The organism is Microbacterium sp. Cr-K20 (genome assembly GCF_000708325.1).
Classification (GTDB): Bacteria; Actinomycetota; Actinomycetes; order Actinomycetales; family Microbacteriaceae; genus Microbacterium.
This window is the reverse complement of record NZ_JARE01000064.1, coordinates 46,772-66,996: the sequence shown is the minus strand read 5'-3', so window position 1 is coordinate 66,996 and position 20,225 is coordinate 46,772. Positions and strand designations below refer to the sequence as shown.

The following is a 20,225-nucleotide window of genomic DNA, read 5'->3' as shown; positions in this document are numbered from 1 at the left end:
TCCCGTCAGTCGGGTCCTGGTCGGTATGAGACGGCGGTAGCGGTCTCGGTGGCGTCGTTCCCGACAGCTGGCGTGCCGGTGGTGTATCTCGCGAACGGGCGGGACTTCCCGGATGCGTTGGCCGGTGCGGCCGCGGCGGGGCACTTCGGTGGTCCGGTGCTCCTGACGGAGCCGGGGGCGCTGCCGCCGGTGGTCGCTCAGGAGCTGGCGCGTCTGAAGCCCCAGAAGATCGTCATCCTCGGTGGCACGGGTGTGGTGACCGAGGCGGTCAAGAAGCAGGCCGAGACCTACGTCAAGCGCTGACGACAGAGGGTCGAGGGAGCGACCCGGTCGCTCCCTCGACCCTCTGCGGCGCAGAAGCGCTCGGGTCAGCCCTCGAGCGCGGCCGACACCACGGCGCGCGCCTCGGCCTGCACCTCGGCGAGGTGCTCCGGGCCGCGTAGGCTCTCGGCGTACAGCTTGTAGACGTCCTCGGTGCCCGACGGCCGGGCGGCGAACCAGGCGTGCTCGGTCTGCACCTTGAGGCCGCCGATGGCCGCGCCGTTGCCCGGTGCGTGCGAGAGCTTCGCGGAGATGTCTTCGCCGGCCAGAGTCGTCGCCGTCACGGCCTCGGGAGCGAGCTTCGCGAGCGTCGCCTTCTGCTCGGGCGTCGCCGGTGCGTCGACGCGCTGGTAGGCGGATGCGCCGAAGGCAGCCTCCAGCTCGCGGTAGCGCTCCGACGGCGTCTTGCCGGTGACGGCGATGATCTCGGCGGCCAGCAGGCACAGCAGGATGCCGTCCTTGTCGGTCGACCAGACCGAGCCGTCTCGGCGGAGGAAGGATGCTCCGGCCGACTCCTCGCCGCCGAACGCGACCGAGCCGTCGAGCAGGCCGGGCACGAACCACTTGAACCCGACCGGGACCTCCAGTAGGCGCCGGCCGAGCGACTCGGCGACGCGGTCGATGATCATCGACGACACGAGCGTCTTGCCGATCGCGGCATCCCGCGGCCAGTCCTGCCGGTGCGAGAACAGGTAGTCGATCGCGACGGCCAGGTAGTGGTTCGGGTTCATCAGCCCGGCATCCGGGGTGACGATGCCGTGCCGGTCGGCATCCGCGTCGTTGCCGGTGAGGACGTCGTATGAGCCCTTCTTCGCGACCAGCGAGGCCATCGCCGAGGGCGACGACGGGTCCATCCGGATCTTCTCGTCCCAGTCGAGAGTCATGAAGCGCCAGGTCGGATCGACCTCGGGGTTCACGACGGTGAGGTCGAGATCGTGCATCTCGGCGATCAGCGACCAGTACTCGACGGATGCTCCGCCCAGGGGGTCGGCACCGATGCTGACCCCGGCGGTGCGGATCGCATCGATGTCGATGATCGAGGGCAGGTCACGCACGTAGGCGTCGCGGAAGTCGTAGCCGTTGAGCGCGTCCCAGTCGACGTCGGCGAACCGCACCGACTTGACGCCCTCGAGCCCCGCCGCGATCAGTGCGTTCGCCCGGTCGGCGATCCAGCCGGTGGCATCGGTGTCGGCGGGTCCGCCGTGCGGCGGGTTGTACTTGAATCCGCCGTCACGCGGCGGGTTGTGCGACGGGGTCACGACGATGCCGTCGGCGCGGCCCGGGTCGTCCGCCGCGCGGCCGCGGTTGTACGTGAGGATCGCGTGGCTGAGCGCCGGCGTCGGCACCCACGAGTCGCGCGAGTCGACGCGCACGTCCACGCCGTTGGCGAGCAGCACCTCGATCGCGCTGCGCTCGGCCGGCAGTGACAGCGCATGCGTGTCGCGACCGAGGAACAGCGGACCGGCGATGCCCTGGGCGGCCCGGTAGTCCACGATCGCCTGCGTCGTGGCGAGGATGTGGTTCTCGTTGAAGCTGTTCGACAGCGACGACCCACGGTGGCCGCTGGTGCCGAACACGACCCGCTCGGCGGCGACTTCTGGGTTCGGCGTGCGGTCGTAGTAGGCGGCGATCAGCTCGTCGACGTCGATCAGGTCACTTTCCTCCGCGGGGAGGCCGGCACGGCTGGTCATCTCTTCAGTCTGCCCCCTGATCGGCAGGATCGCATCCGCGAAGTCATCCGCATATCGGTCTGTCAGCTGGGGGATAAGGTGAAACCCGTGACTGAACGCCGTACCTACAGCTATCTGGGCCCTGCCGGAACCTTCACGGAGGCGGCGCTGGAGCAGGTGGCCGAGGCCCGCGGTCAGCAGTGGCGCTCCGTGCACAACGTGGGCGAAGCTCTGGCCGACGTGCTCGAGGGCCGCAGCGACGCCGCGATGATCGCGATCGAGAACTCGATCGAGGGCGGCGTCTCCACCACGCAGGACGCCCTCGCGACGCTCCCCGGCCTCCGCATCATCGGCGAATACCTGGTGCGTGTGAACTTCGTGCTCGTCGCGCCGCGGGGGACCACGCTCGACCAGGTCGAGGTGATCGCGGCGCATCCGGTCGCGTACGCCCAGTGCCACGGCTGGCTCGGCGCCCATCTCCCCTCGCACTCGCACGTGCCCGCATCGAGCAATGTCGCATCCGCGATCGGCGTCCTCGACGGCACGCTGCCCGCGCAGGCGGCCATCGCGGCACCCGGCATCGTCAACCACTACGACGTCGACGTGCTCGCGGAGGGCATCGGCGACAACGCCCAGGCCGTGACCCGCTTCGTCCTCGTCACCCGCACGACCCGTTCGCCCGAGCCGACCGGGGCGGACAAGACCTCGCTCATCGTCGAACTCCCGCACGACCACCCCGGCTCGCTCCTCGAGATGCTCGAACAGTTCTCGACCCGCGGCATCAACCTGTCGCTCATCGAGTCGCGGCCCATCGGCGACGAGCTCGGTCGCTACCGGTTCGTCATCGACGCCGACGGGCACATCGAGCACGAGCGCATGGCCGATGCGCTGCTCGGTATCCGCCGGTTCAGCCCCCGGGTGGTGTTCCTCGGCTCGTATCCGCGCGCCGACCGGCAGATCGTGCACTACCCCGAGCGCTACTCCGACGACATCTTCATCGAGGCGCGCGACTGGCTGCGCGGCATCCTCTCCGGCGAGCCCGACGTCTGACGTCACCCGCCCGACCGCCCAGCACGGTCAGGCGGATGCCGTGGTTCAGTGCTCCTGGAAGCGGGGCCAGTCGCTGCCCGGAGCCATATGGGAATGCAGGGAGCCCTTCGCTGAAGCGAGGTTCGGGTACGTCCCGGTCGCCTCGTCGGAGCCGGCCATCGTCACCGTGTAACCGGCGTCATCGTGGCGGATGCTGCCGACGACGCCGTTGCGGCCATAGGCGACCCAGAGGGCGAGAGTCTTGGTGGTGCTCATCATCGAACTCCTTCTGCTGCTGCCGACAGTGCGATCGCCGAAGGGGCTGCGCCCCTGTCGACGGCACTGTGCGTGACGCTACGCCTGTACCGGCGGGAAAGCCAGGGCTTGACAGGAGCTCAGCGCGCGGCGGCGATGAGCTCGAGCGTCTGTGCGCGACCGGTCGGTGCGTCGTTCGGTTCGGCATCGTAGGCGCCGGCGACCGGCGACAGCATGACCTCGTCGACACCGTATCGTTCGGCGAAGGCGCCGATCTCGGCGGCCACGCTCTCGCCCGTGCCGACGAACCACCGCGAGCGGGCGGCCTGCACGACCTCGTCGGTCGCAGCGTCGGTCTCGGCGGCGGCCGCCTGCTCGACGGTCTCGAGAGCGGCGAGCGGCTGGTTCAGGCGCAGTCGCGCCATCATGCGCAGCTGCGGGAGGGCGCGCGCCTCCGCCTCCTCCTGCGTGGGTGCGGCGACCGCGTTGACCGTGAGGAAGGTGCGCGGCTCCGGGTGCTCCTCGCTCGGACGGTAGCCGGTGCGATACAGGTCGAGTGCGCGCTCGAGGCCCTGGCCCGAGAAGTGGTTCGCGAAGACGTAGGGCAGACCGTGCGAGGCGGCCAGCTGCGCCGAGTAGTCGCTCGACCCGAGCAGCCACACCTCGGGGGTGCCGGTCGCGGCGGGTGTCGCGCGCACGGTGTACTCGCCGCCCGAGGTGAAACGCAGCGCGGCACCGTCGGCGGAGAGGAGGGCGGCGATGTCCTGCACGTGGCGGGGGAACTGCTCGACGTCGCTCGTGGTGCCCGAGCCACGCAGCAGCTGGGTGATGACGGGGTCACTGCCGGGGGCGCGGCCGAGACCCAGGTCGATGCGTCCGGGCGCGATCGCCTCGAGCGCCGCGAACTGCTCGGCGACGATGAGCGGGGCGTGGTTGGGCAGCATCACACCGCCGGAGCCCAGGCGCATGCGTGAGGTGCGGGTGGCGGCCGCCGCGATCAGCACCGGGGGAGTGGTGGATGCCACCGACGGCATGTTGTGGTGCTCGGCGAACCAGTACCGGCGGTAGCCGAGCCGATCGGCGATCTCGGCGAGGGACAGGGAGGCGGCGATGGCCTCGGCACTGGTCTGGCCGGTGCGCACCGGGACGAGGTCGAGGACGGAGAGGGCGACGTCATTCATCCCGAGGGACAACCCGCCGCCGCTCTCCGGCATTCCCCGATCAGGCCGCGACCGGCGTGGCGGGGGTGGCGCGCGCGGCGCCACCCCCGGTGGATCAGGCGTCGATGGCCTGGCGCTGCTCGGTCGACTCCACGGTGATCTTGCGCGGCTTGGCGCGTTCGCTCACGGGGATGATCACCGAGAGCACGCCGCTGTCGTACGAGGCGCTGATGCCGTCGAGGTCGACGCCCTCGCCGAGCGAGAACTGCCGCAGGAACGAGCCGGCGCCGCGCTCGCGGGCGAGCCAGCGCACTCCTTCTCGACTGTCGGCCGTGCGCTGCGCCCGGAGGGTCAGCTGGCCGCCGTCGAGGTCGACGTCGATCGATCCGGGATCGACTCCCGGCAGGTCGGCGTGCAGGATGTACCGGTCGCCGTCGCGGTACAGGTCCACCGGCATTAGCCGGGGTGCGCGAACGGAGTCCAGCACGCTCGCGGCGAAGCGATCGAGCTGACTGAAGGGATCGAAGGTGAGTGCCATGGGGTGTCTCCTTTCGTGCGGCCCAGTTGGGCGGTGATTCGATGCAGGTTATCTGCATCTCGTGCTATAGATTTTTTATAGAACAACTTCGGAGAACTCGCAACCCGAGCTGAGGGACTTTTCAGGATGACGCACCGCGACTCACGCACACCGCTCTACGGCATCGCCGTGGCAGCTCAGCTCGTCGACCTTCCCGAGGCGACGCTCCGGTTGTTCGAAAGCAAGGGTCTGCTCCTGCCGGCGCGCAGCGAGGGCGGCACCCGGCGCTACAGCGACGACGACATCGACCGGCTTCGGCGCGCGGCGCAGCTGCGAGACGACGGCCTCAACATCGTCGGGATCGCCCGGGTGCTCGAGTTGCAGGACGAGAACGCCGACCTGCGCGAATCCCTCGCCGACGATTCCGCGTCCGCCTCTGATCGGGAAAGGCCCACCTCCCACCGCTCCTGAGCGCCGGGAAGCCATGCAGGGCGGCGATACGCTTCCCTCATGGAAGCAGGCATCTTCTACGTCCTCGTCGGCTCGGTCGCGGTGGCGGCGTTCGCGCGCTCACGAGGGTGGCCGGCGCCGCTGCTGGTGACGGTCGTGGCGCTCGCCGTCTCCTTCCTCCCGTTCGTCCCCGACATCGACATCGACGGGCACCTGCTCCTCAGCCTGGTGCTGCCGCCGCTGCTGTACTCGGCCGCGCTCGACGTCTCGTTCGTCGGGTTCAAGCGCAGCCTGCCGCAGATCCGCAGGCTCGGGATCTGGCTCGTGCTGATCACCGCACTCGCCGTCGGATTCGTGGCCTGGTGGATCTTCCCCGCGCTCACCCTCCCCGGCGCGCTGCTGCTCGGTGCGATCGTCGCCCCGCCCGATGCGGTGTCCGCCGCGGCGATCGGTCGCAGGCTCGGATTGCCGCGTCGCATCATGACCGTCCTCTCCGGCGAGAGCCTCATCAACGACGCCACCTCGCTCACGCTGTACCGGGTGTTCGCGGCGATCCTCGCCGGCGCCACGGTCTCGGTCTGGGGCGGGATCGGGCAGTTCCTGCTGGCCGTCGCGATCGGAGTCGGCATCGGCCTCGTGTTCGGGATCGTCCTGCACCAGCTGCGGATGCGCATCAGCGATGCGGTCGTGATCGGCACGTTCGGGCTCCTCGCTCCGTTCGGCGCCTACGCGATCGCCGAGCATCTGCTGGGTTCGGGCGTTCTCGCCGTCGTCGCGATGGGTCTCTACGTCGGCTACAACTCCCCGCGCACCGACTACACGACCCGTCAGCAGGAGAAGCCGCTCTGGCTCTCGGCTGACCTGCTGCTGGAGAGCTTCGTGTTCGCCTACATCGGACTGCAGTTCCCGCGCGTGCTCCGCGATCTCGGCAGCGAGTCGGTCGGACACATCCTCCTGCTCTCCGGTGCCGTGCTGCTGGTCGTCCTGATCGTGCGGCCGCTCTACATCTACCCGACGAGTGCCTGGGCGAACTTCCAGGACCGTCGGAAGCTCGAACGGTGGGATCGCGGCGTGCAGAGCGGCGAGTTCGAGAAGCGGCACCGCAAGTCCCGGCGCTGGGGGGACTACACGGCCGACGAGCTTCGCAGCCAGATCGTGCGCGACCGGATGGCGGGGCTCAAGCTCACTTGGAAGGACAGCGCCGTCATCTCCTGGGCGGGCATGCGCGGCGTGGTCACCCTCGCGATCGCGGTGGCCGCCGCCGACCTCGCGACGCTCGACGCCGAAGCCTCGCACGCCATCGTCGTGGTCGCCTTCATCGTCACCGTCGGCACGCTGCTGCTGCAGGGGCTCACGCTGCCGCTGCTCATCCGGAGCCTCGGGATCGCCAGCGACGCCGATGAGAAGGAAGACGAAGCGGCGCTCGCCGAAGTGCGGGCGAAGAGCCGCGAGGCCGGGAAGAAGTTCCTCGCCGAGAGGCGCGTCGAGTGGGAGGCGAAGTACGGCGAGGTCGACCTCGGTGTGTTCGACGCGTTCACGAAGCGCATGACGCGGGTCGAGAAGGACACCGACGAGGCGCAGAAGGTGGAGGATGCCGCGAGCCGCCCGTCCTACGAAGACCTCGTCGCCCTGTCCCGGGGATGGCTGCAGGTGCGGCGCGAGATCCTCCTCGCCGAGCGTGATGCCGGCAACCTCGACGAAGAGGTCATGCGCGAGCTGATCGCCGCGATGGATGCCGAGGAGCTCGCGCTCGACACCCGCGGCGCCACCCGTCAGCAGAGCCGGGCCTGACCTGAAACGCCAGAGCGCCCCGTCCCGAGAAGGGGCGGGGCGCTCTGTGCGAGGCGGGAGTGGGTCAGCGTGCGCCGACCGGCTCCTTGTCGGAGGTGGCATCCGCTTCGGGAGCGTCGTCGTCGCCGGAGTCGTCGGCGAAGGGCAGGCCCTCGCGCGGCGCGTTGTAGAGCTCCTCGTTCAGGATGCCCTCGCGCTTGGCGACGATGGTCGGGATCAGCGCCTGGCCCGCGACGTTGACCGCGGTGCGGCCCATGTCGAGGATCGGGTCGATCGCGAGCAGCAGCCCGACGCCCTCGAGCGGCAGGCCCAGGGTCGACAGCGTCAGCGTGAGCATGACGACCGCGCCGGTGGTGCCGGCGGTGGCCGCCGAGCCGACGACCGAGACGATCACGATCAGCAGGTACTGCACGAAGTTCAGCTCGATGCCGAAGAACTGGGCGACGAAGATCGCGGCGATGGCCGGGTAGATCGCGGCGCAGCCGTCCATCTTGGTGGTCGCCCCCAGCGGCACGGCGAACGACGCGTAGGAGCGCGGGACGCCGAGGTTGCGCTCGGTGACGCGCTCGGTGAGGGGCAGCGTGCCGATCGAGGAGCGGCTGACGAACGCCAGCTGCACGGCGGGCCAGACACCCGAGAAGTACTGCTTGATCGACAGGCCGTGCGTGCGCACCAGGATCGGGTACACGACGAACAGCACGAGCGCGAGGCCGATGTAGACGGCGGCCGCGAACCAGCCGAGCGAGGCGAGCTTCTCCCAGCCGTACTTGATCACGGCCGAGCCGATGAGACCGAAGGTGCCGAGCGGGGCGATGCGGATGATCCACCACAGCACGCGCTGGATGACCTTCAGCAGCGACTCGGTGAAGACGAGGAAGGGCTCGGCTTTCTTGCCGGCCTTGAGTGCCGCGATGCCGATGACGGCCGCGACCACGATGACCTGGAGGATGTTGAAGCCCACGCTCGACGAGAACGTGCCGTCGGCTGCGCCGGGCGAGGTGTTGACCGTCAGGCCGAGGAAGTTCTGCGGGACCAGGCCCAGCAGGAAGTTCCACCAGGTGCCCACGGTGTACGGCTCCCCGGTCTCGAGACCCTCTCCGGCGCGGTTGCCCGGCTGGATCACGAGACCCAGCACGATGCCGATGATGACCGCGATGAAGGCGGTGATCGCGAACCACAGGATCGTCTGGCCGGCCAGGCGTGCGGCGTTCTGCACGCGACGCAGGTTCGAGATGCTGGCGACGATGGCCGTGAAGATCAGCGGGACGACAGCGGCGCGCAGCAGCGTCACATACGAGTTGCCGATCGTGTCGAGGGTGGCCGACAGACCGTTGGGGTTCTCCGCCGTGGCTCCGAGCTGGCGGCCGATCAGACCGGCGGCGATGCCGAGGACGAGGGCTGCGAGGATCTGGAAGCCGAACGAGGTCAGCAGCTTCCGGACCGGCCCGCGGGTGTCAGGCGCCTTCTGGGCGCGTGCGGTGGTGCTCATGAGGGTGGGGACTCCAGGATCACGGCGCGCCGAGTGCGCGCCCTGAGGCCCAACGCTATGACCGCCTGGGAATTCCCTGGGCGGATATGACGAACGATGACGCTGTTCGCTCAGCTGCCGCCGCGGGCTTGCGCGTCCGTCGCCGGATCGAACCATTTCAGGTCGGGGAATCGGGCGAAGCCGCGGTCGCGGGTGGCGAGACGTGCGCCGTTCGCCAGAGTGAGCGCGGCGATGTACGCGTCGGGCACGAGGTTCCCGCGGATGCCCTGATCGCTTGCGGCGAGATCGTCGAGCCGGTTCCAGGCCGGTGCCCCTGCCGTGAGCCACTGTGTGCGCGGGGCGGCGACGAGGCTGCGGGTGAAGGCCATCGCCGCGTCGATCGGTGCCGGGGCCGTGGTGATCCGAGGATGGGTGACGATGCGGACGAACCCACTCAGGATCGTGTCCGAGACGCCGATCGGTTCGAGGGTGAGCACCTCGTTCAGCCATGGGGCGTAGGTCTGATGTTCCGCGGAGTCGGCACGGAACGCGTAAACGAGGATGTTGACGTCGGGAACGATCACCGGATCGGAGTCTCTTCCAGCGCTTCCCACAGCGCGTCGCGGTCGTCGATGTCTACCAGGAATCGTGAGGTGCGCGGGTTGCCGAAAGTCGGAAGGGGCTCGGCGGGCGCAGCGGGTTGGAGCTTCGCCAAGTGCTCCCGCAGGGCCTCTTCGATGAAGCTCGTGAAGGTTCGGCCCTCCGCGGCTGCGCGCGCCTTCGCCTCGGCCGCGAGGGCTTCGGAGAGGTTCAAGGTGGTTCGCATGCAGACAAGCATACTCGTGAACGCAGACATCTGCCTGCGTCAGCGCGGAGCCAGCACGAGCAGCTCACCCACCTCGCAGTCGAGCGCCTCGCAGATCGCGCGCAGCGTGGAGTACCGGATGGCGCGGGCGCGGTCGTTCTTCAGCACCGACAGGTTCACGATGCTCACCCCCACCGTGGCGCTGAGCTCGGTCAGGGTCATCCCGCGGTCGGCGAGCAGTTCGTCGAGCCGGCAGTGGATGCCGGTGAGTTCGTCGTCGCTCTCGGCCGGGGTCACACCAGTCCCTCCGTGTCCTTCTGCAGGCGCTCGGTCTCCTGCTGCAGACGCGCCCTGTCCTGCTCGAGCCCCGTCCCCTGGCGGAAGACCGCGGCGAGGGCCACGAGGGCGAGCGCGGCTCCGAACGGGAGCGGGGTGACGGTGAGCTGGTAGGCCGAGGGGTACCACTCGCTGTCAGGCGGGAACACCTCGCGCAGCCCGGCGGTCGCAGCGATCCCGCCCAGGAGGTCGGCGGCGACGCCGAACACGAGGACGGCGATCGCGCCGCCCACGAGAGCCCGCGTGACCGTGCGCGAGAACACGCGTCCGCGCAGGGTGTGGAAGCAGATGACCGCGAGGATCACGGCGGGCATGGTCGTCAGGGCGAGGGTGCTCAGCTGGGCCGCTGCGGCGAGGAGGCGAAGCCCGAGGGAGGCGTTCCCGACCGTGAAATCCGCGAGCGACGACCCGCTGCAGGTGAGCATGGTCGTCGCGCTGTCGCCGAATTCGGAGCACGGAAGGTCCGCCGGCCATGCCACCCAGACGTTCGTCTCGCCGTGGAGCTCGGCCCAGTTGACGGTGAACGCTTTCGCGATGACGATCACTGCGCCCACGGCGGAGAGCAGGATCCACCACGCGGAGAGGGTGAGGGCGGCATCGAGGGCGACGGTGCGGCTCCCACGGCGGCGACTGTTCCATACGACGACCGCCACGATCAGGGCGATCACCGCGAGCCCGATCCCGATGTAGAGCAGGGACTGTCCGAGTTCGTCAGATCCGAAGGTGAGCATCAGACGAGTCCCTCCGTCTCCTTCTCGAGCGCCGCCTTCTCGTGCTGCAGGCGGATGCCGCGGCGGAATGCGACGGCGACCAGTCCGACAGTCACCCCCGTGGCGAAGAACGGCGCGATCGTCCAGAACTCGACCAGATGTACGGGCTCGCCCTCGCCGAGACCGAGAGCGCTCGTCACGCCGTTGCGCCCCATGGTCTCCAGCATCACGATCAGGATCGGAGCTGCCACGAGCGTCCAGCCGATCGCGTTGAACGCCCAGACGTTCGCGCGGACGAAGAACCGGCCGCGCAGGAAGTTCCAGGCGACCAGGGTCACGCTCGCGATGACGAGGAGTGCCGCGAGAGCCCACAGCGCGATGGCGGCGACGATCGCGACGATCGACACCGTATCCACGCCGCTCGCGATGATCATCGCCTCGTCGGCGAACCCTTCGATCGAGATGGCGCCCGAGTCGGTCGTCGCCGAGATCGGCTGCTGGTCGATCGGGATCGTCCAGGCGATTCCGGTCTCGCGGAAGGTGCTCGCGACGCGCAGCATCGTGGCGAACGCGACCGTGACCAGCGCCGCGGCGGCGTAGAGGATCACGGTGATGGCATCCGCCGTCTCGGATCGGGTGGCTCTGGTGGTCGTGTTCGTCGTGGTCATCAGACGAGTCCTTCCGTGTCGCGCTGCAGTCTTCGGCCGATCTCGAACAGACCGGCGACGAGGGCGAGGGCGAACGCCCAGCCCACGGGTGCGAGGTCGAACTGCACGAGGAGCGTCCACAGCACGTCCTCGACCTGCGGGTCGGTGTTCGCGAGGTCCTGCACGATCATGGCCCGGCCGATGCCGCCGGCGAACTGTCCGAACAGCGAGCCGGCGATCATCAGGATGGCGGCTACCGCGAACATCCAGCCGAGCGATGCGCGGAAGGGCCGTGAGCGGATGAGGGAGACGCCGAGCCACCAGACGCCGGCGCACAGCGCCACGGTCGCGAGGGCCGGGAGCAGCGTCTCGAGGAGCAGCATCCAGCGGGCACCCGAAGGCATCGCCGGAACCGTGACGAGCGCGGTGTCGACCGTCGCCGCGCTCACGCCGGAGACTCCGTCCAGCGCGGTCAGGTCGACGTCGTGCACGGGTATCGACACGGTCGGCGCGGTGCCGAAGATCTCGGTTGCGGCCGAGGTCACGGCGACGATCGCGCCGATCCCGACGCTGACGGCGCCGGTGGCGATGAGTCCGAGGGCGATCCCGTCGACGAGTGAGGGGCGTCCTTCACTGGTGCGCATCGCTGCCTCCTTGAGTTCGGTTGTTATCGACTGTCGTTAACATAACGACTGTCGATAACACGGTCAAGCCCCGGTATGCCCACGGCGAACACGGGCATACGTGCCCTGCGCGGTGGTTACTCTCGATGTACAAGCGCTTCACGCGTCTTCGCCCCGTGCGAATAAGGAGTCACAGCATGTTCGAGAGATTCACGGACCGAGCCCGTCGAGTGGTCGTCCTCGCCCAAGAAGAGGCGAAGATGCTCAACCACAACTACATCGGGACCGAGCACATCCTGCTCGGCCTCATCCACGAGGGTGAAGGCGTCGCCGCCAAGGCCCTCGAGAGCCTCGGCATCTCCCTCGACGCCGTGCGCGAGCAGGTGCAGGACATCATCGGCCAGGGTCAGCAGCAGCCGACCGGGCACATCCCGTTCACGCCGCGCGCCAAGAAGGTGCTCGAGCTCAGCCTCCGCGAGGCCCTGCAGCTCGGCCACAACTACATCGGCACCGAGCACATCCTGCTCGGCCTCATCCGTGAGGGCGAGGGCGTCGCCGCTCAGGTGCTCGTCAAGCTCGGCGCCGACCTCAACAAGGTCCGCCAGCAGGTCATCCAGCTGCTCTCCGGAGCCCCTGGCCGCGAGCCGGCATCCGTCGGCGCGCAGACCAACGACTCGCCTGCCGGCACCCAGGGTGGTTCCGCGGTGCTCGACCAGTTCGGTCGCAACCTCACCCAGGCCGCGCGCGACAACAAGCTCGACCCGGTGATCGGGCGCGAGAAGGAGGCGGAGCGGGTCATGCAGATCCTCTCCCGCCGCTCCAAGAACAACCCCGTCCTGATCGGCGAGCCCGGCGTCGGCAAGACCGCCGTCGTCGAGGGTCTGGCCCAGGCGATCGTCAAGGGCGATGTGCCCGAGACGCTGAAGGACAAGCAGCTCTACTCGCTCGACCTCGGCTCCCTCATCGCCGGTTCCCGCTACCGCGGTGACTTCGAGGAGCGTCTGAAGAAGGTCACCAAGGAGATCCGCACGCGCGGCGACATCATCGTCTTCATCGACGAGATCCACACCCTCGTGGGTGCGGGTGCCGCCGAGGGTGCGATCGACGCGGCCAGCATCCTGAAGCCGCTCCTCGCTCGTGGTGAGCTCCAGACCATCGGTGCCACCACGCTCGACGAGTACCGCAAGCACTTCGAGAAGGATGCGGCGCTCGAGCGCCGCTTCCAGCCGGTGCAGGTCAACGAGCCGACGCTGCCGCACACCATCAACATCCTCAAGGGGCTGCGCGACCGCTACGAGGCGCACCACAAGGTGCAGATCACCGACGGTGCGATCGTGGCCGCGGCGAACCTCGCCGACCGCTACGTCTCCGACCGGTTCCTTCCGGACAAGGCGATCGACCTGATCGACGAGGCCGGCGCACGCCTGCGTCTGTCGATCCTGTCGAGCCCGCCCGAGCTGCGTGAGTTCGACGAGAAGATCGCCACGGTGCGCGAGCAGAAGGAAGTCGCCTCCGAGGAGCAGGACTTCGAGAAGGCCGCATCCCTCCGCGATGAGGAGAAGAGCCTCCTCGCCGAGCGTCTGCGTCTCGAGAAGCAGTGGCGTGCGGGCGACGTCGCGACCTCCGCGGTCGTCGACGAGGGTCTGATCGCCGAGGTGCTCGCACAGGCCACCGGCATCCCCGTGTTCAAGCTCACGGAAGAGGAGTCCAGCCGACTCGTCTTCATGGAGAAGGCCCTGCACCAGCGCGTCGTCGGTCAGGAAGAGGCGATCGCCGCCCTCTCCAAGACCATCCGTCGTCAGCGTGCCGGTCTCAAGGACCCGAAGCGTCCCTCGGGCTCGTTCATCTTCGCCGGCCCCACGGGTGTCGGAAAGACCGAGCTCGCCAAGGCGCTCGCCGAGTTCCTGTTCGACGACGAGGCGGCTCTCATCTCGCTCGACATGAGCGAGTTCGGTGAGAAGCACACGGTCTCGCGTCTGTTCGGCGCCCCTCCCGGATTCGTCGGATTCGAAGAGGGTGGCCAGCTCACCGAGAAGGTGCGCCGCAAGCCGTTCAGCGTGGTGCTCTTCGACGAGATCGAGAAGGCTCACCCCGACATCTTCAACTCGCTGCTGCAGATCCTCGAAGAGGGTCGGCTCACCGACGGCCAGGGTCGGATCGTGGACTTCAAGAACACGGTCATCATCATGACTACCAACCTCGGTGCACGTGACATCGCGGGCGGTCCCGTCGGCTTCCAGATCGAGGGCAACGACTCGACCAGCTACGACCGGATGAAGGGCAAGGTGAACGAAGAGCTCAAGCGGCACTTCAAGCCCGAGTTCCTCAACCGTGTCGACGACATCATCGTGTTCCCGCAGCTGTCCAAGACCGAGCTGGTGCAGATCGTCGATCTGTTCGCCAAGCGCCTCGGCGAGCGTCTGCTGGACCGCGACATGACGATCGAGCTGTCGCAGGCCGCCAAGGAGCGTCTCATCGAGATCGGCTTCGACCCGGCGCTCGGCGCCCGACCGCTGCGTCGCGCGATGCAGCACGAGGTCGAGGACCGTCTGTCGGAGAAGATCCTGCACGGTGAGCTCAACTCGGGCGACCACGTCAAGGTCGACGCGAAGGACGGGGAGTTCCTGTTCGAGCACGGCCCGCGCGGCGAGAAGGTCGCGGTCGGTGCCAACACCGGCGGCGGCGCGATCGCCGGCACCCCCGACCTGGCGGTCGCCAGCGGGGAGTGACCTCCGGCTGAATCACGAAGGCTGAATCGCGAAAGGGGCGGATGCTGCGGCATCCGCCCCTTTCCTGTGTCCGGCACAGACGGCGACGGGTCGTGGGTTCTAGGCTTGTCCCGTGAGCGAGTACATCGTCCGACCGGCCCGCAGCGCCGACATCGTCGGCATCCGCAACCTGCTGCAGCCTCTTGTGGAGCAGCGCATCCTGCTCGGCAAAGACCTGGCGGTCCTCTACGGCGCGGTGCAGGAGTTCGTCGTCGCCGAGGCTGACGGTGTGCTGATCGGATGCGGCGCGCTGCACGTGTTCTGGGAAGACCTCGGCGAGGTGCGCACCCTGCTCGTGCAGGATGACTGGCTGCACCACGGGGTCGGCCGGGCCATCGTCGATCGTCTCGAGGAGAACGCGCGCACGCTCGGGCTGTCGCGCCTGTTCTGCCTCACGTTCGAGGTCGAGTTCTTCAGCCGCCGCGGCTTCACTCCGATCGGCGAGCAGGTCGTCGACCCCGACGTGTACTCCCAGCTGCTGCGCAGCGGTGACGCGGGTGTCGAGGAGTTCCTCGATCTCGCGCACGTCAAGCCGAACACGCTCGGCAACACGCGCATGCTCAAGGTGCTCTGAGGGCGCACCGCAGACCACCGCCGCGGCCTCCCAGGCTGCACGGGCACGATCGCTTAACCTGGAACCATGCCCCGTCCTTCCGCTGCCGTCTATCGTCGTCGGCGACTCGTCGTGGTGATCGGGCTCATCCTGCTCGTCGCCGCGATCGGCATCGGGATCTGGCTCCTGATCGCGAAGCCCTGGGCAGCCGCGGATGCCTCTCCGAAGCCGACATCCTCGTCGTCGCAGACACCCACCACGACCCCGACGACCGACGCCGAGTCGCCGTCGCCGAGCCCTTCGTCCGAGCAGACGCCGGCGATCGTCGCCTGCGAGGCGAAAGACGTCGAGGTCTCGGCGGTCACGGATGCGGAGACCTATGCCGCGGGTGTCCTGCCGAAGCTCTCCATCTCCTTGACCAACAAGGGCACGAAGGACTGCACGCTCGATGTCGGCTCGACGACGCAGGTCTTCACGATCTCCAGCGGCGCCGACGTCTGGTGGCGGTCGACGGACTGCCAGGAGAACCCGAGCAGCATGATCGCGACGCTCACCGCCGGCACGACCGTCACCAGCAAAGACCCGGTGACCTGGGATCGCACCCGCTCGAGCGTCGAGACCTGCGACCAGGAGAACCGTCAGCGCGCTCCCGGCGGGGGAGCCTCGTACCACGTCGAGGTTTCCATCGGCGGGTTCACGAGCCTCACGACCACGCAGATCCTCCTGTACTGATCCGTCCCGGAGTTCGAAGCGTACGCGCCGCAGCGCCTTCGAAATGCGTCGCGTTGAGCGGCTTCCCATGCGGAAAGGCGCGACCTTGGCATCCTCGGCTGTCTGAGGCAGACAGGCGCGGATCTTTGGGATACCATTGAGGTGACTCTCCGCATCATGCGGCAACATGCCATCCCCAGTGGCGTCGAACTACAGCGTCCCCAGCGCTTCGACATCGCCGCACCGAGAGTCCGAGGGCCCTCTCGAGTACCCCAGTCCCCAATGGAGGACTCGAGAGGGCCCCTTACGTCTCCGCTGTCGATTCCGCGCGCGGCGCCTCGCCGTCTGCATAAGCTGGATGCATGGCAGCGAAAAAGGCGAAACCCGGGAAGAAGAAGCCCGCCCCCGAGGACTTCCGTTCGGAGGCTCTGGCCCTGGCGCTCGAGAAGCAGGACGTCGCAGCGGTCGCCCTCGCCCTCCGTAACGGCACCACGGTCGTGCCGCTGATCAAGCCGGGAGCCCGCGACAATCCGCTCGACAGCGGAGAGGTATGGACCTACCGTGACGCGAAGACCGGCGACCTCGCGCTGCTGCTGTTCAGTGACGCGAAGAACAAGCCCGCCAACCTCCCGCCCGGCGTGGGCATCTACACGTCAGACTGGCTCCGGAGCTTCCTGGCGGCGCATCCGATCACGACCGTGTTCCTCGACATCGCGGGCCCGCATCCGATGCAGGCGGACCCGGTCGAGCTGCTCAAGGCGCTCGACGCCTGAGAGCCGAGACCCTCGGGGGCTGCAGCGACCCGCCGGGGTCGATCAGAACGGCGGGACGTCGTGATCGGAACGGCGTGACGTGTTGCGTGCGCGCACGTCCCCGAGCGCGGCGCGGAGGGTCTTCGACCGGTCGTCGACGACCTGCTCGTAGCCGAGCCGGGCGGCCTCGGACCGACGCTGCGCCGCCTGGGTGACCGGACGGATCTCGCCGGCGAGGCTGAGCTCGCCCACGGCGGCGACCGTGCGCGGCACCGAGAACTGCTGGATGGAGCCGGCCACCGCGATGGCGATCGCGAGGTCGGCTGCCGGTTCGGTGAAGCGCACCCCGCCCACGGTCGACACGTAGACGTCGAGCGTGCTCGTCTTGATGTTCGCGCGCCGTTCGAGGATCGCCAGCACCATCGCCACGCGCGACGAGTCGACCCCGTGCACGATGCGGCGGGGATTCGGAGCGTTGCTGGGCACCGTGAGTGCTTGCACCTCGACGGGCAGCGCGCGGCGCCCCTCGAGGGAGATCGCGACGCAGGTTCCCGGCTCGGTGGCACCCTGCGAGAGGAAGAGCCCAGAAGGGTCGGGGACTTCGGCGATTCCGTCACCCGTCATCTCGAAGCAGCCGACCTCGTCGGTCGGACCGAAGCGGTTCTTGAGCGCGCGGATGAAGCGCAGCGACGTCTGCCGGTCGCCCTCGAAATGGCACACCACGTCGACCAGGTGCTCGAGCACGCGGGGGCCGGCGACCTGGCCGTCTTTCGTCACGTGGCCGACGATGATGATCGGCAGATCGCGGTCCTTCGCGATGCGGATCAGTGTCGCCGCGACCTCGCGCACCTGGCTCGGCTGCCCGGCGGCACCGTCGATCAGCGACGACGAGACGGTCTGCACCGAGTCGACGATCACGAGCTGCGGCTTGACCTCGTCGATGTGGCCGAGGATGGTCGCCAGGTCGGTCTCGCTCGCCAGGTACAGCTCGTCGTGCAGGGCGCCGGTACGTTCGGCGCGCAGGCGCACCTGGCCCGGTGACTCCTCGGCACTCGCGTACAGGACACGGCGACCGCCGCGAGCCGCCTGGGCCGCGACCTCGAGCAACAGCGTCGATTTGCCGACGCCCGGCTCGCCGCTGAGCAGGATCGCGGCTCCGGGCACGATGCCGCCGCCGAGCACCCGGTCGAACTCCCCGACGCCGCTCGAGCGCCGCGGAGCATCCTGCGTCGTGATCTGCGTGATCGGTCGTGCCGCGCGATCCGCCGTCGGAGCGACGGGGCCGACGCGTCGGAGGATGCCGGTCTGCGCCGCCTGCTCCTGGACCGTGCCCCACTGCTGGCATTCGCCGCAGCGGCCGACCCACTTGGCGGTGGTCCACCCGCATTCCGTGCAGACGTAGGCTGGAGGAGCGGGTTTTCGGGTGGCCATGCTGCCAGGCTATCGCCGGGATCGGACATCCCTATCGACCAGGTGTTTATTCACGGCCGGACACCGGTGCAAAGTCCCGGTATCACGGGATACTGGGACCATGGCCAACGGCGGGTCCGTTTGCGGGCCGATATCGAGCTACTCCCGGGTGCAGATACTGCACCTGCTCTTCGAGGCGGGAAGCACGAGGGCGCGCGCCGAACTGACGATCGCGGAGCTGTGCGAGGCCACGGGTCTGCATCCCAACACGGTCCGCGAGCACCTGCAGCGCCTGATCGAAGGCGGCCACGTCATCCCGACCGTCGAGCACCGCAAGACGCGCGGACGACCGCGCACCCTCTACCGGGCCGCCACGGGCGCGCCGGGGGCGTCCAGCCCGGTGGCGCGCGACAAGGCCAAGGCGGCTGCGCGTCGGGGCGACCTGATGCGCAGCATGATTCCCGACGCGGCGTCCGACCTCGGCCGTGAGGCCACGTATCAGCTCGACGCGCTGGTGGAGCACCTGGAAGAGAGCGGCTTCGAGCCGGTCGTCGACGACGGCAGCCTCTCGGTCGACCTCAGCCCGTGCCCGCATGCGGCCAGTCGGTCGGAGGACCGTCCGATGCTGTGCCGCGTGCATCTCGAGCTCATGCAGAGCGTGCTGAACGAGGCCGGCGGACCACTCGAAGCCGAGTGCGTCCGCGACGCGGTCCTCGCATCGGATTGCACCGTCCAGCTGCGCGACGCCACGGCGCGGACGGCTGAGGGAACGACGCTGCGGCGTCACGGCGCGGGGCAACGGCCTCACAGAACAGGAGTAGCGCATGGAATGGCTTGATCCGCTCGCTCTCGCCCGATGGCAATTCGGGCTGACGACCGTCTACCACTACCTCTTCGTTCCGCTGACGATCGGCATGGCCCTGGTGGCCGCGATCTTCCAGACCGCGTGGGTGCGCACCGGCAAGGTCCAGTACCTGCACCTGACCCGCTTCTTCGGCAAGATCTTCCTGATCAACTTCGCCATGGGCGTCGTCACCGGCATCGTGCAGGAGTTCCAGTTCGGCATGAACTGGTCGGACTACTCCCGCTTCGTCGGCGACGTGTTCGGCGCCCCGCTCGCCTTCGAGGGGCTCCTCGCGTTCTTCTTCGAGGCGACGTTCATCGGACTGTGGATCTTCGGCTGGGACAAGCTCCCGCAGAAACTCCACCTCGCCACGATCTGGTGCGTCTCGATCGGCAGCATCCTCTCGGCGTACTTCATCATCGCGGCCAACGCGTTCATGCAGAACCCGGTCGGCTACACCTTCAACGAGGCGACCAACCGCGCCGAGTTGACCGACTTCTGGGCCCTGCTGACCAACCCCGTCGCGCTCGCCGCGTTCCCGCACACGATCTTCGGCGCGTTCATGTTCGCCGCCGGTGTCGTCATCTCGGTGTCGGCCTGGCATCTCTCGCGCGGCCAGCACTTCGACACGATGCGCATCTCGCTCAAGTTCGGGCTGTGGGCGATGATCGTCTCGACCGCCGGGGTCGTGCTCACGGGCGACCAGCTCGGACTCGCGATGTATGCCGCGCAGCCGATGAAGATGGCGGCAGCGGAGGCGACGTTCAACACGGTCTGCGGACCGGATGCCTCCTTCAGCCTCTTCACCCTGGGCACGCCGGACGGCAGCTCCGAGCTGTTCTCGATCCGGGTGCCGTACCTGCTGTCGCTGCTGTCGACGCACACGCTCGACGCGTGCGTGCACGGCATCAACGACCTGAACGCCGAGTACGCCCAGACGTACGCCGCGACGGGGCTCGAGGACTTCGCCCCGGTCCTGTGGATCACGTACTGGGCGTTCCGCTGGATGATCGGCCTGGGCATCGCGGCCGCACTCGTCGCCGTCGCCGGCCTCTGGCTCACCCGCAAGGGCGCCAAGAAGCCGCCGGCGCAGTGGATGTGGAAGCTCGCGATCTGGTCGTTCCCGCTCGCGCTCGCCGCCAACATCATGGGCTGGGTCTTCACCGAGATGGGCAGACAGCCCTGGATCGTGTTCGGGTTGATGACCACCCAGGACGGTGTCTCGCCGGGAGTCAGCGGCCTCGAGGTGCTGATCTCGCTGATCTCGTTCACGGCGATCTACGCGGCGCTCGCCGTCGTCGAGATCCGCCTCATCATCCGGGCCGCGCAGAAGGGACCGGACACCGACGAGCAACCGCACGAGGAGACGGCCCAGCTGCCGTCGGTCGTCTACTGAGAGGGAGGA

Annotated in this window: 22 protein-coding genes; 10 read left to right on the top strand and 12 right to left on the bottom strand. The window is 68.5% G+C overall.

Annotated features, from left to right (window positions below):
- The coding region (locus GZ67_RS0115765; protein WP_197024988.1) for a cell wall-binding repeat-containing protein at positions 1 to 303 on the top strand (303 nt) is incomplete at its 5' end.
- Positions 304 to 368: 65 nt separating this feature from the next.
- Here GZ67_RS0115765 and pgm read toward each other — a convergent pair.
- Positions 369 to 2,012, bottom strand: coding sequence for a phosphoglucomutase (alpha-D-glucose-1,6-bisphosphate-dependent) (gene pgm, locus GZ67_RS0115760; RefSeq protein ID WP_029262459.1), 1,644 nt, complete (start codon positions 2,010 to 2,012; stop codon positions 369 to 371).
- A 78-nt stretch (positions 2,013 to 2,090) separates the two neighbouring features.
- Between pgm and pheA the strand changes: the two genes are divergently transcribed.
- Positions 2,091 to 3,041 (top strand): prephenate dehydratase, encoded by a 951-nt coding sequence (pheA, locus tag GZ67_RS0115755; protein WP_029262458.1) that lies wholly within the window; start codon positions 2,091 to 2,093, stop codon positions 3,039 to 3,041.
- A gap of 45 nt (positions 3,042 to 3,086) precedes the next feature.
- On the opposite strand, the gene GZ67_RS0115750 is transcribed toward pheA, so the two are convergent.
- The 3 genes from GZ67_RS0115750 to GZ67_RS0115740 all read right to left on the bottom strand — a co-directional run bounded on the left by GZ67_RS0115750 (position 3,087) and on the right by GZ67_RS0115740 (position 4,973).
- Complete coding sequence (locus GZ67_RS0115750; protein WP_029262457.1) at positions 3,087 to 3,296, bottom strand: hypothetical protein; 210 nt, start codon at positions 3,294 to 3,296, stop codon at positions 3,087 to 3,089.
- 119 nt (positions 3,297 to 3,415) lie between these two features.
- Entirely contained in the window at positions 3,416 to 4,456 is a 1,041-nt protein-coding gene (locus GZ67_RS0115745) for an LLM class flavin-dependent oxidoreductase (protein WP_029262456.1), read from the bottom strand.
- 94 nt (positions 4,457 to 4,550) lie between these two features.
- Positions 4,551 to 4,973 (bottom strand): Hsp20/alpha crystallin family protein, encoded by a 423-nt coding sequence (locus tag GZ67_RS0115740; protein WP_029262455.1) that lies wholly within the window; start codon positions 4,971 to 4,973, stop codon positions 4,551 to 4,553.
- 126 nt (positions 4,974 to 5,099) lie between these two features.
- Between GZ67_RS0115740 and GZ67_RS0115735 the strand changes: the two genes are divergently transcribed.
- Complete coding sequence (locus GZ67_RS0115735) at positions 5,100 to 5,423, top strand: MerR family transcriptional regulator (protein ID WP_029262454.1); 324 nt, start codon at positions 5,100 to 5,102, stop codon at positions 5,421 to 5,423.
- A gap of 39 nt (positions 5,424 to 5,462) precedes the next feature.
- Positions 5,463 to 7,193: a cation:proton antiporter gene (locus GZ67_RS0115730; protein ID WP_029262453.1), complete on the top strand. Its 1,731-nt coding sequence runs from the start codon at positions 5,463 to 5,465 to the stop codon at positions 7,191 to 7,193.
- Positions 7,194 to 7,257: 64 nt separating this feature from the next.
- On the opposite strand, the gene GZ67_RS0115725 is transcribed toward GZ67_RS0115730, so the two are convergent.
- The 7 genes from GZ67_RS0115725 to GZ67_RS0115695 all read right to left on the bottom strand — a co-directional run bounded on the left by GZ67_RS0115725 (position 7,258) and on the right by GZ67_RS0115695 (position 11,803).
- Positions 7,258 to 8,682 carry a dicarboxylate/amino acid:cation symporter gene (locus tag GZ67_RS0115725; protein ID WP_029262452.1) on the bottom strand — a complete coding sequence of 475 codons (1,425 nt, stop codon included), beginning with the start codon at positions 8,680 to 8,682 and terminating at the stop codon, positions 7,258 to 7,260.
- A gap of 110 nt (positions 8,683 to 8,792) precedes the next feature.
- A complete protein-coding gene (locus GZ67_RS0115720; protein ID WP_029262451.1) occupies positions 8,793 to 9,245 on the bottom strand; it encodes a TA system VapC family ribonuclease toxin in 453 nt (150 codons plus the stop codon).
- A complete protein-coding gene (locus tag GZ67_RS0115715; RefSeq protein ID WP_029262450.1) occupies positions 9,242 to 9,487 on the bottom strand; it encodes a hypothetical protein in 246 nt (81 codons plus the stop codon). The genes GZ67_RS0115720 and GZ67_RS0115715 overlap by 4 nt, the downstream gene beginning before the upstream one ends.
- Positions 9,488 to 9,526: 39 nt before the next feature.
- Positions 9,527 to 9,763, bottom strand: coding sequence for a helix-turn-helix domain-containing protein (locus tag GZ67_RS0115710; RefSeq protein ID WP_029262449.1), 237 nt, complete (start codon positions 9,761 to 9,763; stop codon positions 9,527 to 9,529).
- Entirely contained in the window at positions 9,760 to 10,533 is a 774-nt protein-coding gene (locus GZ67_RS0115705; protein WP_029262448.1) for a hypothetical protein, read from the bottom strand. Before GZ67_RS0115705 ends, GZ67_RS0115710 begins: the two co-directional genes overlap by 4 nt.
- Entirely contained in the window at positions 10,533 to 11,180 is a 648-nt protein-coding gene (locus GZ67_RS0115700; RefSeq protein ID WP_029262447.1) for a hypothetical protein, read from the bottom strand. Before GZ67_RS0115700 ends, GZ67_RS0115705 begins: the two co-directional genes overlap by 1 nt.
- Positions 11,180 to 11,803 carry a hypothetical protein gene (locus GZ67_RS0115695; RefSeq protein ID WP_029262446.1) on the bottom strand — a complete coding sequence of 208 codons (624 nt, stop codon included), beginning with the start codon at positions 11,801 to 11,803 and terminating at the stop codon, positions 11,180 to 11,182. The genes GZ67_RS0115700 and GZ67_RS0115695 overlap by 1 nt, the downstream gene beginning before the upstream one ends.
- 176 nt (positions 11,804 to 11,979) lie before the next feature.
- On the opposite strand from GZ67_RS0115695, the gene GZ67_RS0115690 reads away from it, so the two are divergent.
- The 4 genes from GZ67_RS0115690 to GZ67_RS0115675 all read left to right on the top strand — a co-directional run bounded on the left by GZ67_RS0115690 (position 11,980) and on the right by GZ67_RS0115675 (position 16,587).
- On the top strand, positions 11,980 to 14,511 hold the full coding sequence (locus GZ67_RS0115690) for an ATP-dependent Clp protease ATP-binding subunit (protein WP_029262445.1): 2,532 nt from the start codon (positions 11,980 to 11,982) through the stop codon (positions 14,509 to 14,511).
- A 112-nt stretch (positions 14,512 to 14,623) separates the two neighbouring features.
- Positions 14,624 to 15,124: an amino-acid N-acetyltransferase gene (locus tag GZ67_RS0115685; protein WP_029262444.1), complete on the top strand. Its 501-nt coding sequence runs from the start codon at positions 14,624 to 14,626 to the stop codon at positions 15,122 to 15,124.
- Positions 15,125 to 15,190: 66 nt separating this feature from the next.
- Positions 15,191 to 15,835, top strand: a complete 645-nt coding sequence (locus GZ67_RS0115680; RefSeq protein WP_029262443.1) for a hypothetical protein — start codon at positions 15,191 to 15,193, stop codon at positions 15,833 to 15,835.
- Positions 15,836 to 16,176: 341 nt separating this feature from the next.
- Positions 16,177 to 16,587: a hypothetical protein gene (locus GZ67_RS0115675; RefSeq protein WP_029273937.1), complete on the top strand. Its 411-nt coding sequence runs from the start codon at positions 16,177 to 16,179 to the stop codon at positions 16,585 to 16,587.
- A 42-nt stretch (positions 16,588 to 16,629) separates the two neighbouring features.
- On the opposite strand, the gene radA is transcribed toward GZ67_RS0115675, so the two are convergent.
- Positions 16,630 to 17,997, bottom strand: coding sequence for a DNA repair protein RadA (radA, locus tag GZ67_RS0115670; RefSeq protein WP_029262441.1), 1,368 nt, complete (start codon positions 17,995 to 17,997; stop codon positions 16,630 to 16,632).
- Positions 17,998 to 18,145: 148 nt separating this feature from the next.
- Between radA and GZ67_RS0115665 the strand changes: the two genes are divergently transcribed.
- Together GZ67_RS0115665 and GZ67_RS0115660 are read left to right on the top strand one after the other, a co-directional pair.
- Positions 18,146 to 18,814: a helix-turn-helix domain-containing protein gene (locus GZ67_RS0115665; RefSeq protein WP_231481828.1), complete on the top strand. Its 669-nt coding sequence runs from the start codon at positions 18,146 to 18,148 to the stop codon at positions 18,812 to 18,814.
- Complete coding sequence (locus GZ67_RS0115660) at positions 18,801 to 20,216, top strand: cytochrome ubiquinol oxidase subunit I (RefSeq protein ID WP_029262439.1); 1,416 nt, start codon at positions 18,801 to 18,803, stop codon at positions 20,214 to 20,216. The genes GZ67_RS0115665 and GZ67_RS0115660 overlap by 14 nt, the downstream gene beginning before the upstream one ends.
- The last annotated feature ends 9 nt before the right edge of the window (positions 20,217 to 20,225 follow it).

What these genes read in the sequence shown, in the direction of transcription:
- pgm (WP_029262459.1), bottom strand. Translation starts at nt 2,012, where the DNA reads ATGACCAGCCGTGCCGGCCTCCCCGCGGAGGAAAGTGACCTGATCGAC.
- GZ67_RS0115750 (WP_029262457.1), bottom strand. Translation starts at nt 3,296, where the DNA reads ATGAGCACCACCAAGACTCTCGCCCTCTGGGTCGCCTATGGCCGCAAC.
- GZ67_RS0115745 (WP_029262456.1), bottom strand. Translation starts at nt 4,456, where the DNA reads ATGAATGACGTCGCCCTCTCCGTCCTCGACCTCGTCCCGGTGCGCACC.
- GZ67_RS0115740 (WP_029262455.1), bottom strand. Translation starts at nt 4,973, where the DNA reads ATGGCACTCACCTTCGATCCCTTCAGTCAGCTCGATCGCTTCGCCGCG.
- GZ67_RS0115735 (WP_029262454.1), top strand. Translation starts at nt 5,100, where the DNA reads ATGACGCACCGCGACTCACGCACACCGCTCTACGGCATCGCCGTGGCA.
- GZ67_RS0115730 (WP_029262453.1), top strand. Translation starts at nt 5,463, where the DNA reads ATGGAAGCAGGCATCTTCTACGTCCTCGTCGGCTCGGTCGCGGTGGCG.
- GZ67_RS0115725 (WP_029262452.1), bottom strand. Translation starts at nt 8,682, where the DNA reads ATGAGCACCACCGCACGCGCCCAGAAGGCGCCTGACACCCGCGGGCCG.
- GZ67_RS0115715 (WP_029262450.1), bottom strand. Translation starts at nt 9,487, where the DNA reads ATGCGAACCACCTTGAACCTCTCCGAAGCCCTCGCGGCCGAGGCGAAG.
- GZ67_RS0115705 (WP_029262448.1), bottom strand. Translation starts at nt 10,533, where the DNA reads ATGCTCACCTTCGGATCTGACGAACTCGGACAGTCCCTGCTCTACATC.
- GZ67_RS0115700 (WP_029262447.1), bottom strand. Translation starts at nt 11,180, where the DNA reads ATGACCACGACGAACACGACCACCAGAGCCACCCGATCCGAGACGGCG.
- GZ67_RS0115695 (WP_029262446.1), bottom strand. Translation starts at nt 11,803, where the DNA reads ATGCGCACCAGTGAAGGACGCCCCTCACTCGTCGACGGGATCGCCCTC.
- GZ67_RS0115690 (WP_029262445.1), top strand. Translation starts at nt 11,980, where the DNA reads ATGTTCGAGAGATTCACGGACCGAGCCCGTCGAGTGGTCGTCCTCGCC.
- GZ67_RS0115680 (WP_029262443.1), top strand. Translation starts at nt 15,191, where the DNA reads ATGCCCCGTCCTTCCGCTGCCGTCTATCGTCGTCGGCGACTCGTCGTG.
- GZ67_RS0115675 (WP_029273937.1), top strand. Translation starts at nt 16,177, where the DNA reads ATGGCAGCGAAAAAGGCGAAACCCGGGAAGAAGAAGCCCGCCCCCGAG.
- radA (WP_029262441.1), bottom strand. Translation starts at nt 17,997, where the DNA reads ATGGCCACCCGAAAACCCGCTCCTCCAGCCTACGTCTGCACGGAATGC.
- GZ67_RS0115660 (WP_029262439.1), top strand. Translation starts at nt 18,801, where the DNA reads ATGGAATGGCTTGATCCGCTCGCTCTCGCCCGATGGCAATTCGGGCTG.